Source organism: Synechococcus sp. CS-197, assembly GCF_025128215.1.
GTDB lineage: Bacteria > Cyanobacteriota > Cyanobacteriia > PCC-6307 > Cyanobiaceae > Synechococcus_C.
Genome location: NZ_JAHLZC010000020.1, coordinates 124,758 through 140,752, shown reverse-complemented (window position 1 = coordinate 140,752; position 15,995 = coordinate 124,758). Strand labels below are relative to the sequence as shown.

Annotated in this window: 17 protein-coding genes; 7 read left to right on the top strand and 10 right to left on the bottom strand. The window is 60.2% G+C overall.

Translation table 11 applies throughout. The features are described 5' to 3' along the window. Positions 1–2: 2 nt before the first annotated feature. From KQ296_RS09665 to KQ296_RS09645, 5 genes are all read right to left on the bottom strand, one after another. Entirely contained in the window at positions 3–1,751 is a 1,749-nt protein-coding gene (locus tag KQ296_RS09665; RefSeq protein ID WP_011932590.1) for a carboxysome shell carbonic anhydrase, read from the bottom strand. Positions 1,752–1,758: 7 nt separating this feature from the next. Further along, entirely contained in the window at positions 1,759–4,098 is a 2,340-nt protein-coding gene (locus KQ296_RS09660; RefSeq protein WP_011932589.1) for a CsoS2 family carboxysome shell protein, read from the bottom strand. Between the two features lie 101 nt (positions 4,099–4,199). Further along, entirely contained in the window at positions 4,200–4,541 is a 342-nt protein-coding gene (locus KQ296_RS09655; RefSeq protein ID WP_006043651.1) for a ribulose bisphosphate carboxylase small subunit, read from the bottom strand. 59 nt (positions 4,542–4,600) lie between these two features. Next, positions 4,601–6,016 (bottom strand): form I ribulose bisphosphate carboxylase large subunit, encoded by a 1,416-nt coding sequence (locus tag KQ296_RS09650; RefSeq protein WP_011932588.1) that lies wholly within the window; start codon positions 6,014–6,016, stop codon positions 4,601–4,603. A 71-nt stretch (positions 6,017–6,087) separates the two neighbouring features. Next, positions 6,088–6,399 (bottom strand): BMC domain-containing protein, encoded by a 312-nt coding sequence (locus tag KQ296_RS09645; RefSeq protein WP_006169870.1) that lies wholly within the window; start codon positions 6,397–6,399, stop codon positions 6,088–6,090. Positions 6,400–6,688: 289 nt separating this feature from the next. Between KQ296_RS09645 and KQ296_RS09640 the strand changes: the two genes are divergently transcribed. Further along, positions 6,689–7,267, top strand: coding sequence for a non-canonical purine NTP pyrophosphatase (locus tag KQ296_RS09640; RefSeq protein ID WP_011932587.1), 579 nt, complete (start codon positions 6,689–6,691; stop codon positions 7,265–7,267). A gap of 1 nt (position 7,268) precedes the next feature. On the opposite strand, the gene KQ296_RS09635 is transcribed toward KQ296_RS09640, so the two are convergent. After that, entirely contained in the window at positions 7,269–8,054 is a 786-nt protein-coding gene (locus KQ296_RS09635; protein ID WP_011932586.1) for a BMC domain-containing protein, read from the bottom strand. 95 nt (positions 8,055–8,149) lie between these two features. Between KQ296_RS09635 and KQ296_RS09630 the strand changes: the two genes are divergently transcribed. Beyond that, entirely contained in the window at positions 8,150–8,557 is a 408-nt protein-coding gene (locus KQ296_RS09630; protein WP_011932585.1) for a hypothetical protein, read from the top strand. A 56-nt stretch (positions 8,558–8,613) separates the two neighbouring features. Here KQ296_RS09630 and KQ296_RS09625 read toward each other — a convergent pair whose 3' ends face one another. Continuing rightward, entirely contained in the window at positions 8,614–9,135 is a 522-nt protein-coding gene (locus tag KQ296_RS09625) for a hypothetical protein (RefSeq protein WP_011932584.1), read from the bottom strand. A 137-nt stretch (positions 9,136–9,272) separates the two neighbouring features. Here KQ296_RS09625 and KQ296_RS09620 point away from each other — a divergent pair, with 137 nt between their 5' ends. The 3 genes from KQ296_RS09620 to bchL all read left to right on the top strand — a co-directional run bounded on the left by KQ296_RS09620 (position 9,273) and on the right by bchL (position 13,186). Next, positions 9,273–10,547 (top strand): ferredoxin:protochlorophyllide reductase (ATP-dependent) subunit N, encoded by a 1,275-nt coding sequence (locus tag KQ296_RS09620; RefSeq protein ID WP_041428401.1) that lies wholly within the window; start codon positions 9,273–9,275, stop codon positions 10,545–10,547. Positions 10,548–10,551: 4 nt separating this feature from the next. Then, a complete protein-coding gene (locus KQ296_RS09615) occupies positions 10,552–12,144 on the top strand; it encodes a ferredoxin:protochlorophyllide reductase (ATP-dependent) subunit B (RefSeq protein ID WP_011932582.1) in 1,593 nt (530 codons plus the stop codon). Positions 12,145–12,295: 151 nt separating this feature from the next. Beyond that, on the top strand, positions 12,296–13,186 hold the full coding sequence (gene bchL, locus KQ296_RS09610) for a ferredoxin:protochlorophyllide reductase (ATP-dependent) iron-sulfur ATP-binding protein (protein WP_011932581.1): 891 nt from the start codon (positions 12,296–12,298) through the stop codon (positions 13,184–13,186). Here the strand turns inward: bchL and KQ296_RS09605 are convergent, their stop codons facing one another. The 3 genes from KQ296_RS09605 to psaM form a co-directional block, all read right to left on the bottom strand. Further along, positions 13,187–14,137, bottom strand: a complete 951-nt coding sequence (locus KQ296_RS09605; RefSeq protein ID WP_011932580.1) for a protochlorophyllide reductase — start codon at positions 14,135–14,137, stop codon at positions 13,187–13,189. Positions 14,138–14,205: 68 nt separating this feature from the next. Beyond that, positions 14,206–14,547 (bottom strand): hypothetical protein, encoded by a 342-nt coding sequence (locus tag KQ296_RS09600; RefSeq protein ID WP_041428776.1) that lies wholly within the window; start codon positions 14,545–14,547, stop codon positions 14,206–14,208. A 63-nt stretch (positions 14,548–14,610) separates the two neighbouring features. Continuing rightward, positions 14,611–14,715: a photosystem I reaction center subunit XII gene (psaM, locus tag KQ296_RS09595; RefSeq protein ID WP_006043638.1), complete on the bottom strand. Its 105-nt coding sequence runs from the start codon at positions 14,713–14,715 to the stop codon at positions 14,611–14,613. 78 nt (positions 14,716–14,793) lie between these two features. Between psaM and KQ296_RS09590 the strand changes: the two genes are divergently transcribed. Then, positions 14,794–15,294, top strand: a complete 501-nt coding sequence (locus KQ296_RS09590; RefSeq protein WP_011932578.1) for a CRR6 family NdhI maturation factor — start codon at positions 14,794–14,796, stop codon at positions 15,292–15,294. Then, positions 15,291–15,902 (top strand): hypothetical protein, encoded by a 612-nt coding sequence (locus KQ296_RS09585; RefSeq protein ID WP_011932577.1) that lies wholly within the window; start codon positions 15,291–15,293, stop codon positions 15,900–15,902. Before KQ296_RS09590 ends, KQ296_RS09585 begins: the two co-directional genes overlap by 4 nt. Positions 15,903–15,995 lie beyond the last annotated feature (93 nt).

Here is a 15,995-nt window from a genome sequence, read left to right as displayed (position 1 = left end):
GATCAGTGAGCCTCCTGTTGAACTGGATCAAGGGTTGAACCAACCACAACAGCGGAATGGGGCTGATCGCGGTCGCGAACGGTCAGCAGGGTATGCAACAAACCCTGGCTCACCAAAGGGGAATAGCGATCGTGGATCGCCGATTGGATGCGATGGCAGTCAGCAATCGCCCGGTCGCGGGCACCGGGAACTTTTCCTGAATAATCGAAACGCACCACAACAGGGATAGGGAGGTCGCGGGATACATTCAAACCCTTGAAAATTTTCACTCCCACATCCAGATCTGGAGCCCCCTGTTCAACCGTGTCCAGGTGCGCAAAGTAAGTGAGATTACGAAGATGAACTTCCTTGAAACCAATCCCAACACCGATGAATCGCTCGGCATGCCCCGCATCGGGATAAGGTCCTCGATGCTGAGAGCGAACATAGTCCTGCTGGGAGAAGTTGTTCATCAGCAAACGGGAGATAAAGCGCACCATGCCAGCCGCGGGAGCTGAAGCCACGTGGGTTTTCACAGAAGCCTCAACGGCTTCATGGGCCTGCTGCGGTGTCATGGACACCGTGCTGTCGTAAAGGGCTTTGGCACACAGCCATTGATCAAGTCGAATCTCGCCTGACTGATCGGGAACATGCACACGGATCGCATCTGTATCGGTATCAAGACCGATCAGGAGCAGATCAACGGATGCGCCGCAACAGAAGCTGTTTTCCACGGCCTCTTTGAAATCAAGTAAGCGACGAAGTCCGGAAGATGCCGCCAGGGAATCATCGCTGCCGTGGGCTGCACAGCCTTGGTGCAAAGGATCAACGGAACTGAAGTGGTAAGCCACCACTTTCAGATAACGCGTGTCGGCATGCGCTTCATTGGGAACCTGCTCACGAAAGCGGCGATGCTCAGTCTTGACCCACCGATTCACGGTGTTTTCAACATCGAACATCGCACCGGCATGGGAACGCCGGCGCACTGCACTGAAGGGAATGCGCAGTGCATAGGCAATGGTGTGAGCCAATCGGCCGTCTGCGCAGGGAGAAACATCCAGTAAATGGAATCCGCACTCGAGCAGAAAAGCCTCAAATGCTTCTGCATTGGCACTCCCAGCGGCGCCATGAAGAGGATCTTCCTGAAAGAAGTGATCACTGAACTGCTGGTGGGATTGAAAAACGCACCAAGCAAACAGTGCTCTCATGTCCAAGGGACGAACCCAGGACTGTTCAAGGATGTGATCAGGCAGATCAAAGCCGAGTTCCGACCGCGCCAGTCGTTGCGCCTGCGTGATGAAATCAGGCTCATGCTGCAGAACCGAGACCTGTTTGAGCACAGGAACGATTCGATCAAACCTGCCTTTCACCTCATGTTCGTAAGACTGAAGCTGATCGTTGAGCTGTTGATCCGTTAGGGGGTGAACCTCAACAGTCCAAGGAAGGGAGGAGCGGCTGAGATTGACAGGTGTTGACGTCGACTGAGACGACTTTTTCACCCAAGAGGGCTGTTGACTCGAGCGTGCAGGGCGATCTTGCTGATTACGAACCCGTCCAGCAGTGACGGATCCTGAATTCACAACAGCGGCCTTACCGGCAGTGGTGAGGGCTTGACGGCGCTGCAGAGCCGAGGAACGCGTCGCCGAGCGGGTTAAGGGAATCGAGGCCCCGGTGGATGTCGACGCCGAACCTTCTTGGGAAGCCAGCTGACGCCGAGTCGGAGCCGTGGGCGCCTGAGGTCGCCCGCCGCGAAATGGCATGGAGCGAACCATCAGCGGATCAGCCCCTTGCGCCGCCGGAGACGGTGATCAGGGAACCCTTTTCCGTGTTGCCACTGGAACCAGTCACACGGCTGACAGGCCATTCGTTCTCCTGATTGCGCTTGCGCTCGTAGGGAGCCATGGCGCTCATCGGGCCGGGACGGGTTGGGTTACGCCGGCGAGCCGAGGCACCCTCAGTTCCGGTGACATGCTCACCACGATCCCAGTCATCACCAGTGATCTTGGTGGAAGATCCCTCGCCGGTGACGCGGGAGGCGGGCTTTTCGTCCGGTTCGCTCACCACCGCCACGGTGGGTTGGAACTGACGACGCTGGAATTCGCGATTGTCGAAACGGAACTGCTCGGTGCCGGTGACCTTGCCACCGGCCATGTCAAAAGGGCCGGTAATGCGATTGCCCTGCTCATAGGACGTGCCGGTGACCGCACCACGGGAATCACGCTGCTGCTGAGCGGCGCGAGCGGGAGACATCACACTGAAGCGGGTCCAGGCTGCACCCTCAGGGGATTGACCGTGGCTTTCAGTTCCAGCGGGAGCGTCATTACCGCAAGCTGTGGCCAGCTGATCTGCGCCCACATAAGGGGTACCGGTAATGGCTTCGCAGGCTCCTTTTTCATCGCCCGTCATCACACCACCCACACCGGGCTGAATGCCTGTCATGGCGGCAGACGGCGTGCCGGGGCGCACAGGCGTGCGTTCGCGAATGGCCTGCACAGCAGGAGTACCGCAGTGCTGACCAGCCTGCTCGAGACCTGCATAGGGAGTACCAGTGACGGCCTGACAGCTGCCGGGCTCATCGCCGGTGACCCGTTCAGAACGACCGGTGCGGGTGCCACTCACCACCTGATTGCGGTTGGTGATGCTGAAACCGACCTTGGCGGCTTCCGGCTCAGGCTTGCCGCCACAGAAGGCATTGACCTGTTCAGCACTGATGTATTGATCGCCGGTGACGCGATGGCAGGAGCCAAATTCATCACCAGTGACCTGGGCCGAACGACCCACCATGGTGCCTGTGACGCCGGTACCAGACAGGGTTCCAGACAGGCCCACCTTGGCGGCAGGCCGACCATCGGGCAAAGGATCTGAACCAAGATATTGATCACCGGTGAGGCTGCGGCCAGACCCGGCTTCATCGCCGGTGACGCTGGCGGAGCGACCCACCATCACACCACTCACAGGACGTCCCTGTTCGGTGAGGCTGTGGCCCACCTTGCGCGGGGACGTCACACCGCTACCGCAATAGGCGGCGGACTGGTTGGCAGAGATGTACTCGGTGCCGGTCACGTTCTTGCAGGTGCCGGGCTCGTCGCCAGTGACTTTTTCCGAACGACCGACTTCGTTGCCGGTGACGCGGTTGCCATGGCTGGTGGCGGTGATACGAACCTTGGCGGGGGTGGTGGGCTCAGGTGCCTGCTGACAGAACGTCTGGAACACTTCGGCGCCCAGATATTCGGTGCCCGTGATCGAGCGGCAGGTGCTGGCCTCGTTACCGGTGGTCTTCACCGAACGGTTGGCCTGAGTGCCGGTGACAGTTTGGCCAGAACTCGTGGTGCTCTCACCGACCTTCCAGTGGGCATCAGCGGCAGCCGCTTGCTTGGCTCCGTGACGGTTGGGTCCAGTGGGCCGGGTCACCCCAGCGCTCTGCTTATTACGGGCGCCGGCTTTCGCCCGAAGCTCACGCACTTGTTGAGCCAACTCACGGCTGGTGAGGTCGGGGTTGGCCTGACGGGCCACAGCAGCGGCACTGGTGGGTTGCTTACCAGCGGTTTTGCCGTGCTTCGACATCGCCTCGCGGCGTGCCAACACCAGCGCGCGGCTGGGGTTCTCGATGGCACGACGCTTGGGGGTTGCAGAGCGACGCTCGGTCCGGGCTGACAGCTTGGGTGCGGGAACGCTCAATGCAGTCTTCTCAGCAGCACGCTGACCACCACAGCCGCAACTCTTGGTGGGTTCGGCAGCTGGAACGGCTTGCGCTGGTTGAGTCTGACGGGCAACGTCAGCGCGGTTGCGGTCGCGGCTGGTGTCGGCGATCTTGCCGCGGCGGGACAGGGCCTCACGACGGGCGAGCACGAGATCCCGGCTGGGATGACGCTGGGGCTTCACCTGGGAATGGCGGGAAGGAGATGCTGGGGTGAACGACACCGAGGATTTCGCAGGAGCGGCAGCAGCTGGAGCCGTGGGCTCAACGGCGGCAGCAGCGTCCGTGCGGGTTGGACGGGCATCAGCGGCAGTACGCACGCGATTCGCGCCATCGCCTGCAGCCACAGAGGACTTCTTGCCGGAGGTGGTCAGCGCCTTGCGGCGCTCAAGTGCGAGTTCGCGACTGGAAAGTCTTGCCATGTCCGCCCGTGGGTGTCGTCGTGAAGTGAAGGGGCACCTGCCCCTCCGAAAAAAGCTTGAGCCCTGATCAAGTCAGGGCTCGGAACCAAAGGGTCGAAGGATCAGCGTCCTTCGAAAACCACGAAGCAGGCACCCTGGCTCTGGGTGTAGGCGTCGTAACCGACGATGCGCACGTGGTGGTCGGGGTAAGCGCGGTGGCAAGCCTCGAGCTCACTCACAACAACGTTGAGGTCCTTCTCACCGAAGAAGGGGAGCTTCCAATAGGACCAATAGGTGGCCATGGAATTGCTGGGGTGGACGTGCTCGACGAGCGGGCTCCAACCCTGGGCAATGATGTACGCGATCTGGTCGTAGATCTCGTCCTGGGTCATCGGCGGAAGAAAGCCGAAGGTCTCCAGGGTGGCGACTGTTTGATAGTCACCCACGGTGCTCTGGAAAGGCATGGGGATCCTGGTAGTTAGAAAAATGTTGGGCCGGTTGCATCAACCGGCCAAAGAGACGATCAGTTCTGAACGTCGAGCTTGTCGACGGTGTCGAACTCGAACTTGATCTCCTTCCAGGTCTCGAGGGCGATAGCCAGCTCGGGGCTGTGCTTGCCGGCTTCCATAAGGATGTCGCGGCTCTCTTTCTCGAGATGACGGCCGGCGTTGCGGGCCTTGACGCAGGCCTCGAGGGCCACGCGGTTGGCCGCAGCACCTGCAGCGGAACCCCAGGGGTGACCGTGGGTACCACCACCGAACTGCAGAACGGAGTCGTCGCCGAAGATGGTGACCAGGGCGGGCATGTGCCAGACGTGGATACCGCCGGAAGCAACGGCGAACACGCCAGGCATGGAACCCCAGTCCTGATCGAAGAAGTTGCCGCGGCTGCGGTCTTCGGGCACGAAGGATTCGCGCAGCTGGTCGATATAGCCGAGGGTGGTCTGACGATCACCTTCCAGCTTTCCGACCACGGTGCCGGTGTGGAGCTGGTCACCACCGGACAGACGCAGACACTTCGCGAGAACGCGGAAGTGGATGCCGTGCTTGGGGTGACGGTCGATCACCGCGTGCATGGCGCGGTGGATGTGCAGCAACATGCCGTTCTTGCGGCACCACTTCGACAGACCGGTGTTGGCCGTGAAGCCACCGGTGATGAAGTCGTGCATGATGATCGGCATGCCGAGTTCCTTGGCGAACTCAGCGCGCTCATACATCTCTTCGGGAGTGTTGGCGGTCACGTTGAGGTAGTGACCCTTGCGCTCACCGGTCTCCTGCTCGGACAGCTTGATGGCTTCCGCAACGAATTCGAAGCGGTTCTGCCAACGCTGGAAGGGCTGGGAGTTGATGTTCTCGTCGTCCTTGGTGAAGTCCAGACCGCCACGCAGGCACTCATAGACCACACGGCCGTAGTTCTTGCCGCTCAGGCCGAGCTTCGGCTTGATGGTGCAACCCAGCAGGGGACGGCCGTACTTGTTCATCCGGTCGCGCTCGACCTGGATGCCGTTCGGCGGGCCGTAGCAGCTCTTGATGAACGCCATCGGGAAGCGGATGTCTTCCAGACGGAGGTGACGCAGGGCCTTGAAACCGAACACGTTGCCGACCAGGGAGGTCAGAACGTTGGTGATGGAACCCTCTTCGAACAGGTCGAGGGGGTAAGCGATGAAGGCATAGAACGACTCCTTGTCACCAGGGACGTCTTCGATGCGGTAGCAGCGGCCCTTGTAGAAGTCGAGGTCGGTGAGGAGCTCGGACCACACAGTGGACCAGGTGCCGGTTGAGGATTCAGCAGCCACAGCAGCGGCAACTTCTTCCTTGGGCACACCTTCCTGGCCGGTGCACTTGAAGCAGGCCAGCAGGTCGGTGTCGAGGGGAACGTAATCGGGAGTCCAGTAAGTGTCTCTGTACTCCTTGACCCCGGCGTCGTACTTCTTGCTCATGAGAAAACTCCGTTAAGTCGGTGAAGGGGGTGTTGAACAGGCGAACCTCTGATTTAGAGGATCAACTGATCTCAGTCCTTCTGACCAAGGAAGTTGCCGTTGCCCAGTGCAGGCTCCACTTCGCGGTGGGGGCGAGCAATGATGTGAGCAGCAACAAGGCCGTCGCCCACACGCTCACAGGCATCGGCGCCAGCGCGCACTGCAGCGTTCACTGCACCGGTCTCGCCGCGCACGAGCACGGTGACGTAACCGCCACCGACGAACTCACGACCGATCAGGCGCACTTCGGCGGCCTTGGTCATGGCGTCAGCAGCTTCGATCGCGGGGACGAGGCCGCGGGTCTCGATCATGCCGAGAGCGATGCCCATGGTTTCGTTAGCCATTGCCTACCGAGAAAGGAGGAGGATGTTCGCCGCCGAGACTGCTCTGCCAGAGGCCTGGCCGTCAAGCGATTCAGAGACCTCTCGAGATCACTGTCCATAGTGAACTTCATAAGGCCAGCTAATGACCCTTGCCATCACTGATGCGAACCACTGCTGCTGCTCCGGTGAGCGCTCGAACACATTGGGTTGCCAGCGCCTCACAAAGTCTTTGTTTACAAAGCGTCATGCCAAAACCGTTGCCGCGATGCGCCCTTGATCCCACACAATGGAACGCTCTTAGGACGGTGCCTTGCGCAGGCTGATCATCGCCAGTGGCAATCCACACAAGGTTGCCGAGATTGAAGCCATGCTCGGCCCGATCGATGTCGACGTCTGTCGCCAACCCTCCGATCTTGATGTTGAGGAAACAGGCAGCTCATACCTCGAAAACGCTCGGTTGAAAGCACGAGCCGCAGCGGAACGCACAGGCTGCTGGGCGCTTGCTGACGATTCCGGCCTGGAAATCGATGCTCTTGACGGTGCTCCGGGGCTCTACACGGCGAGGTTCGCAGCATCGGACCACGACAAGCTGGAACGCCTTCTCGCCGCCATGGCCGACAGTCCCTACCGAAGCGCCTGCTTCCGCAGCGCCATGGTGCTCTGCTCACCTGAAGGCAACTGTGACGAGGAAGCGGAGGGATTCTGTTGGGGTGAGCTGCTTCATGCCCCTGCCTATCCAGGTGGAGGGATTGAATCCCTGTTCTGGGTGCGGGAGGCAGGCTGCAGTTACGGCCAACTCAATGCGTCCCAGCTATCGAGACTGGGCAGCCGCGGGAAAGCAGCACGCAACCTGGCGGCAGGACTGCGACGACGCCTTCAACTGGACTGAATTAGCGCAATCTTGTTCGCTGATTCACTTGGTCGATGGCGCGCATCGCGGCGGCTGCAGCCTCTTCAACATCCCCTTCTCGACCCGCAAGGGTGAGCCGTCCGAAAGCACCAACCGCCTTCACATCAACCAGTGTGATGTTGGATGACTTCTCGGCTTCATTCGCAGCGATGAGCACGTAACCAGCCGGCTCGGTCTCGAGGATGAACATGCTCATCCCCGCCTCGATCATCGAACCCCGGCGGTTCTGGCGATTGATCAGCACCGCATGGTCAGGCGTGATGGCACGGATCACTTCAGTCCAGCTCACTTCAGCAGGACTGCGCTGGTCGATAGAACTGCCAATCGCCTCGAGCACCACATCTCCGGAGTGGAGCACCGTGCTCTGATCACGGTGGTAAAGAGCCATCGAGCCGAACGCCCGTTCCACCACCATCTGGCCCAGCCGCACATTGCTGGCCTTTAGGGCGATGTCAGTGACACGGTGAACGGCCATTCCAGGAGACACTTCCATCCACAAACAGGCATCCCCTGGAATGGGAAGAAATCCCTGACTCACTGACCCCATATAGGCAGCCAGTTGAGGCTGGAGAGAGTCGATGAACACGTGCGTGCGCAATTCGATCGACTGCACGTGGCTATTACGCCGGGTCAAGCGCGACGATTCAGAGTCGGTGGTGACAACACAGCTGGCTCCGCTCGCAGAGGGTTGGACCTCTGTACCGGTGACGAGGGCGCTGCCGCCAACGCGCCGCTCCCTGGCATCGAAGCCGGCGAAACGATTCATGGCGCGGATATTACCGGAAGCCGAGTGGGCTTCTTTGGATTGCGCTTGCGCTGTTCAGACAAGCCGATACCTTCAGCCCAACTGCATCAGGATTGATGACGTCTGCGCCGGAGCCCCGCCTGAACGAAGAACAGTCAGTCACTGAGCTGAATGCCGAACAGGCACTTGGACTAGTGAGCTACGGCCTAATGCAGCGTTTAGCCGGGGAGGGGCACGGAGAATTGCCTTGGCTGCAATCCCAAAATCACGACAAAGGCCAAACCCTTCAGCACTTGCGGCAGCGGCTCGAGCTCACAGCACTCGCTCTGGAAACAGGTGCTCCGCTGAGCACTGCGGAAGTGGGATTTCTGCTTGGTGCCCGGCCTGGGACCGAGCAGGTGGAGCGCGGTGGGCTGTGCGCCAAGCGTGTGAGCCGAAACGTGTGGCGGCTCACGAAAATCGATGATTCCAACGCCACATCGGGCGGAAGCTACGGCGACGATCGCTTCCGCCGTCGCCTCTGAACGACGCTGCGCGTTGAAGAGGGATCCTGATCGGCGCCCTGCTTCATGGAATCGTCTTACTTGGCGTCATCTTTCTGGGTGTCATCCTTCATGGAGTCCTCCTTCATGGAGTCCTCGGCTTTGGTGTCTTCTTCCACAGCCACGCAAACGGTGGTCGCAGCCAGTTGTTCGCGAGCGGCCACCACGGGTGCGGCTTTGCCTTTCAACTGTTCGGCGGCTTCGGCAAGGGTGAGATCTTTGTTTTTACTGACGTCGTCGACCGCTTGACGGAAGAGTTCCACTTGATCGCGGTATTCCTTCACTTCCGCCTTGGCAAGCTGATCCTCAGCTTTGTTGAGTGAAGACAGTGCGTTATTGAGCTTTTTGCCTGCTTTCTCAGCATCAGCAACGGTTGACTCCGGTGTGAGTGCATTGACGGCGATCACGGCTGCATCAACATCAGCCTGAGCGGCACAAACCGCCTCAACACCTTTGGCCACCTTCACTTCATCCGTAGCCGCTTTCTTTTCAGCGGATTGGCAGGCAGCGAGGGCAAGGCCGAGAGCCAGAACGGCAGGGAGAACACGCAGTGAAGCCATGAAATCGTCTGATCGACGGTCGAAATGTAGTCAGATTTCCAGATGTGGACCGTGACGATCCCAAAGAGTTTCAGGGAGTTGGCTCCTTTTGAGTTTCCAGCGTCATGGTGAGACCAGTACCTGTGGACGCAGACGTCATGAGCGCCAATCTTCTCAAGGAGTCTGGGCCTCGGGAGGTGTTCTGCGGCCTGACATCGATCGTGTGGCTGCACCGCCGCATGCCCGATGCTTTTTTTCTGGTTGTGGGATCACGCACCTGCGCCCACCTGATCCAGAGCGCCGCCGGAGTGATGATCTTTGCCGAACCTCGCTTCGGCACGGCCATTCTCAGTGAGCGTGATCTTGCCGGACTGGCTGACGCCCACGACGAACTCGACCGCGTTGCCCGGGAACTTCTAATGCGGCGCCCAGAAATCCGCACGCTTTTTCTGGTGGGGTCCTGTCCCAGCGAGGTCATCAAGCTGGATCTGGCCCGAGCCGCCGAACGCCTCAATGAAGAGCTTCAGGGGCGCGTTCGGGTTGTGAATTATTCCGGGAGTGGTATCGAAACCACCTTCACCCAGGGGGAAGACGGGGCGCTGGCAGCCCTCGTGCCTCTGCTGCCGGCCAGCGAGTCCCGTCAGCTTCTCCTGGTGGGCACATTGGCTGATGCCGTGGAGGATCGCCTGATCCACCTCTTCTCAAAACTCGGCATCGAGAGCGTGCGCAGTCTCCCGCCGCGCCAGTCTTCCGAGCTGCCACCGGTGGGTTCCGGTACCACGGTGCTGCTGACACAGCCTTTCCTCACAGAGACCGCACGGTTGCTGCGTGATCGGGGTGCCACGGTGCTCAAGGCACCGTTCCCCCTCGGCGCCGAGGGCAGCAGGCGCTGGATGGAAGCTGCCGCAGCCGACTTCCATTGTCCGGAAGCCAGCGTTCGGGCCGTGCTCGATCCTCTCGAAGCCCGGGCCCGGATCGCCCTCGCCCCCCATCGAGAGGTTCTGGCAGGAAAGCGCATCTTCTTGCTGCCGGAATCCCAACTTGAACTTCCCCTAGCCCGTTTTTTGCACAGGGAATGCGGCATGGACTTGGTGGAAGTCGGGGTTCCTTATCTCAATCGGGAGCAGATGGCCGAAGAACTGGCCTTGCTTCCTGATGGAACAACCGTGGTGGAGGGGCAGCACGTGGAACGGCAGTTGGATCGGGTGCGCGCAGGCCACCCGGATCTGGTGGTGTGCGGGATGGGGCTCGCCAACCCTTTGGAAGCGGAGGGGATCACCACCAAATGGTCGATCGAACTGGTGTTCAGTCCGATCCATGGCATCGACCAGGCAGGCGACCTTGCCGAATTGTTCTCCCGGCCACTGCACAGGCGCCAGTTGATTCATTCAGCCCTGCATCCACAAGCTTCCGACCACCCCGTCCACGCCTGAATCGATGGAATTAACCCTCTGGACTTATGAAGGCCCACCCCATGTGGGAGCCATGCGCATTGCCGCCTCGATGCACGGGGTTCACTACGTGCTCCATGCACCGCAAGGCGACACCTATGCCGATCTCCTCTTCACGATGATCGAACGCCGCGGGCAGCGACCACCGGTGACCTACACCACCTTTCAGGCCAGGGATCTGGGAGGCGATACGGCAGAACTGGTCAAGCGGCACGTGCAAGAAGCAGCGGATCGCTTTCAACCCGATGCGTTGCTTGTGGGAGAAAGCTGCACAGCTGAATTGATCCAAGACCAGCCTGGTGCGTTGGCACAGGGAATGGGCTTACCCATGCCTGTGGTCACCCTGGAGCTGCCCGCCTACAGCAAGAAAGAAAACTGGGGAGCCTCTGAGACCTTTTACCAACTGATGCGCGGCCTGCTCAAACAGTCTGTGCCGCCCCAACCGTCGCATGACGTGCAGGCCTGGAAGCATGAGGGGCGTCGCCCGCGGGTGAATCTGCTGGGTCCATCCCTGCTTGGTTTCCGCTGTCGAGACGATGTGCTTGAAGTGCAGCGACTGCTATCGCTGCACGGCATCGACGTCGGCGTTGTCGCTCCTCTGGGTGCGGGTGTGGAGGACATCCTTCGGCTCCCCCAGGCCGACCTGAATGTGTGTCTTTATCCGGAAGTGGCTGAATCCAGCTGCAGCTGGCTGGAACGCAATTTCGGCATTCCGTTCAGCAAAACGGTGCCGATCGGGATGGGGGCAACCCACGACTTTCTCGTTGAGGTGCATGCCTTGCTGGGGATGACTCCCCCGGAAGCTGCCGAGGGATACCAGCGATCCCGGATGCCCTGGTACTCCGAGTCGGTGGACTCCACGTACCTCACGGGCAAGCGGGTGTTCATCTTCGGGGACGGCACCCACGCCATTGCCGCAGCGAGGATCTGCAGCGAAGAACTGGGATTCACCGTGGTGGGACTGGGCTCTTACAGCAGGGAAATGGCCAGACCTGTGCGCGCAGCCGCCAAAAAGCTGGGTCTCGAGGCCCTGATCTGTGACGACTATCTCGCGGTCGAGGCCGCCATGGCCGAGGCGGCTCCTGAACTGGTCCTGGGCACCCAGATGGAGCGGCACAGCGCCAAACGACTTGGCATTCCCTGCGCTGTGATCAGCACGCCGATGCATGTTCAGGATGTTCCGGCCCGCCTCAGCCCTCAGATGGGGTGGGAAGGCGCCAATGTGATTTTCGATGCCTGGGTGCACCCCTTGATGATGGGTCTGGAAGAGCACCTCATCGGCATGTTCCGCCACGACTTCGAGTTTGTGGATGGACACCAGAGTCATCTGGGTCATGCAGGCGGTGCGGGCGCCGGCAACAACCACGGCACTGAGAGCGTGCGCGCATCTGGCTGCCAGGATGAAGCCCCATCAGGGCAATTGATTTGGACCGCTGATGGCGAAGCAGAACTGAAGAAAATCCCATTCTTTGTGCGTGGAAAAGTTCGGCGCAATGCTGAGTCGTATGCCAGGACCGTGGGATGCAAGGAAATCAGCAGCGAAACGCTCTATGACGCCAAAGCCCACTACAAGGCATGAGCATTTTCACTCAATTATTTAAGCCAACCAACCAATAATCGATCGCCAAGCTCAAGCTTCTGAAAGCAGATCTTTCATTTCTCGCTGAATCCCAGACAGAACACATCCACTGCTGTTGAATGATATTGATCCATTGTGCGAAGGTCGCTGCATGACCACGACCCTGAAGCGTCCCACGGACGGCGAAGGCAGTGTGCAGGTCCATCAGGACCCCTCCGTCAACATCGAAGAGGAAACCCTGGTGATTGCCGTTTACGGCAAGGGAGGCATCGGCAAATCAACCACCTCGTCCAACCTTTCGGCCGCGTTCTCCAAGCTGGGCAAACGGGTGCTGCAGATCGGCTGCGACCCCAAGCACGACAGCACCTTCACCCTCACCCACAAAATGGTGCCGACGGTGATCGACATCCTTGAGGAAGTCGACTTCCACAGCGAGGAGCTGCGTCCGGAGGACTTCGTTTTCTCCGGCTTCAACGGTGTGCAGTGCGTTGAAAGTGGTGGTCCTCCGGCTGGGACGGGCTGTGGTGGTTATGTCACCGGCCAGACGGTGAAATTGCTGAAGGAGCACCACCTGCTGGAAGACACCGACGTGGTGATCTTTGATGTGTTGGGTGATGTGGTGTGTGGTGGTTTCGCCGCCCCGCTGCAGCACGCCAACTACTGCCTGATCGTGACGGCCAACGATTTCGATTCGATCTTCGCGATGAATCGGATCGTTCAGGCGATTCAGGCCAAAGCCAAGAACTACAAAGTGCGGCTTGGCGGCGTCGTGGCCAACCGCTCGGCGGACACCGATCAGATCGACAAGTTCAACGAACGCACGGGCCTGCGCACCATGGCCCACTTCAAGGATGTGGATGCGATTCGTCGATCCCGGCTGAAGAAGTGCACGATTTTCGAGATGGATGATGACGACGAAGCGGTGCAAGCTGTCCGTGAGGAATACCTGCGCCTCGCTCAGAACATGCTCGACAACGTGGAGCCCCTCGAAGCCACATCCTTGAAGGATCGGGAGATCTTCGACCTCCTCGGCTTCGACTGATCAGAGTCCCACCAACCGCATCGACAGGTCCCAGACCCGCCGAGCGGTGTCTGGGTCGGTGGCCTTGTCAGAAAGCTCCTGGCTGAACTGCTGTCCATCCTTCTTCTGGCGGTTGCCCCAGCTCCAATGCACGCCGGATTCGGCGAAGTCGGGATTGGCGACCACATCCGCCACGCGTTCTCCGGCTAAGGCCTGGGAGACGTAACCGCCGGTGATGTTTTTCTGGAACCAGGGAAAAATCGTCTGAAAGGCCTTGGGGGTGTTGCGGAACAGAGGGGAGTCCGCCACGCAGCCTGGGTAAAGCGAGGTGAAGGTGATCCCCGTCTCCCCGTGCAAGCGACGATGCAGCTCCTGGGTGGTGATCATGTTGCAGAGCTTGCTGTCTTTGTAGGCCTTGCCGGGCTTGAACGGCTTGCCGCTGGCCATGGCAATCGGGTCTTTGAAGCCAGCCTCAAACCCGGACAAGTCCCCAAGATCCGCCGGTGCGGGGATAGGAATCTTGCCCCCCAGCTCCTTCGAGTTGGCTGTCACGGTGCCCAGGATCACCACCCGCCTGGAGGGATGGCTGGAGTTCTGCAGACGGCCCAACAGCAGCTGCACCAACAGGAAATGGCCGAAGTGATTGGTGGCCATTGAGATCTCGTAGCCCTGAGGCGAACGCTCCGGCTGCTTCAGCTTCGGTTTGTACACCGCGGCGTTGCACACCACGGCATCCAATCGATCCGGCAAGGCATCCACCGCTCGGCGCACACTGTCGAGATCGCCCAGATCCATCAACACGTGCTGAAGCCGCTCCTTGGGCAGGTCCATCTCATCAGCCGCCGCCGCGGCCCTCTGGGGGCTGCGGTTGGCGGTGATCACCGTCCAGCCCCGCTTCACCAGAGCACAGGTGGCATTCAGGCCCACACCTGACGTGGTGCCGGTGATCAGAACGGTGCCGGGCGTGGACATCTCAAAACCCTTGGAAGAAAGCCAGTCTGCCCTTCAATGCTGCAACCCTCAGCGCTGGATCACGAAACTCAGCGCCAAATCACCCTCAGACGGTTCGGTGCGATCCATTGATCCTGCTCATCCATCAAACGCTCATCACCACCAAGGGTGAACAACGTGTCGAAACGCCGCTGCAATGACTGAAGTTTGGAGGTCTCGACGTCGACAACAGCAGCCATCTCACCATGGCGATCCAGTCGCTCCTGGTAAGCCACCGACAGACGAAACAAGCTGACCACACCCAGGAGGGTGAGGCCGAGCTTTACAGCCAACGCCAAGGAACTGCACACCAGTTCCCTGCGATCGTTTTGATGCTGGAGAAGCGCAGCGAGAGAGGCCGCATCCGTTGGCTTGGGAACTGCGTTTTGCATGTCCGCTTGTAACGCAGAGAACACACCCTGCCAAGGGGACAAGCGTGCAGCCTTCGGGTGCGATCAAGCGCGGTAGAGGCTGACGCAAAGACGAACGGCAAGCACCCCTGCGTGGGCAGCGACCACGAGAGCAATGAAGATTTCGGCCTGGGTGATGGAGCTGACCATGTCGGACCTGGAAACCCTTGCATTCTTCCGCCTCGCCCCCGTCAAACGCCATCATTCGCAAAGGCCTGTCACACCTTTATGGAAGCCGGATGCCACCAGCCTTCGCTGACCGTTACCGCCGATGCGATCCAGCGGCTGGATCTGAAGGCCCTGGTCCAGTGGATGGATCAGCCCCTGTCCAAGCTGTTGAACAACGGGGCTGTTCTCGAGCTCAGCTACGAATGGCCCCGTCCGCCGGAAGATCCTCGGGAGCTCAGTGAGTGTGCCGAACCCAGGCTTTGGGCGCTACGCGCTGATGCCCGCTATCCCTGGCTTCCCCTGCTGTTGGATCGTCCCAAGGGATGCCTCATCCAGCATGTGGCCATGCTGGTTCCCCATGATTTTCGCCCCAGCGAAGGAATCCGCTTCGACCCCCAGGCACTCGAGCTCTGGGTCACGCACCGGTTGATGGTGCTGGATCAACTGGGGGCAGAGGCCGGGGTTCCCGGACATCAACGCGGCAACCTCTCCCTAATGGCCGCAAGCCTGGGCTTCGAGCTGGACGCAGGCTTCTGGGAACTGCTGGACCGGGCGCGATGACCCGTGGAACACCGCACGCACACTGGTGTTGGCCGGTGCTGGCTGCAGTGCTTCTCCAGGGCTGCTGGAGGCGGACGCCACTGGAACAAGTCTTCCCATCCCCTGCATCAGCAGAGGCCTCCAGCCTCGAGCGTCGATCAAAACCAAAGGCGCAGAGCACGCAGCCACCAGGACAGCTCGGCCCCACCCAGGAACTCCTTGCCACGCTGAGCTCAGCCTCCCTGTCGCTGACGGCTCAGCGCACGCAGCGCCAACGCCCTGATGGAGAACGCCTCTGGACCCTGGAGCTCCACCAGAAGGAACGACTCCTGGCCCGCTGGGAGGCCGTGAGCGGATTTGCATCCAGCCAATTCCTCGATCGCCGTTGGTCTCCAGGCAACGGGGCCCCTCTTCCCTCAGGCCAGTACTCCCTGGGTCTGCCTGAAGCCTGGGGAGATGACATCTGGCTCACCCTCACGCCCCGTTTTGAAACGACCCGCTCAGGCTTGGGCATCCATGGATGCAACCCCGGCAGTGGCTGCATTTGTCTTCCCGATCGCTCCGCACTCGAGGCCCTCGCCAATTGGGCCAAAGCAGTGCCGATTCAGACGCTGACTGTTTTGAATTGACCTCTAGAAAAGGCAGCAGTGAGGACGGGAACACTGCAGCTGTTGTGCGCAACACACTGGCAGCAATGGCTGATCACTAAAAAAGGTGGAGAT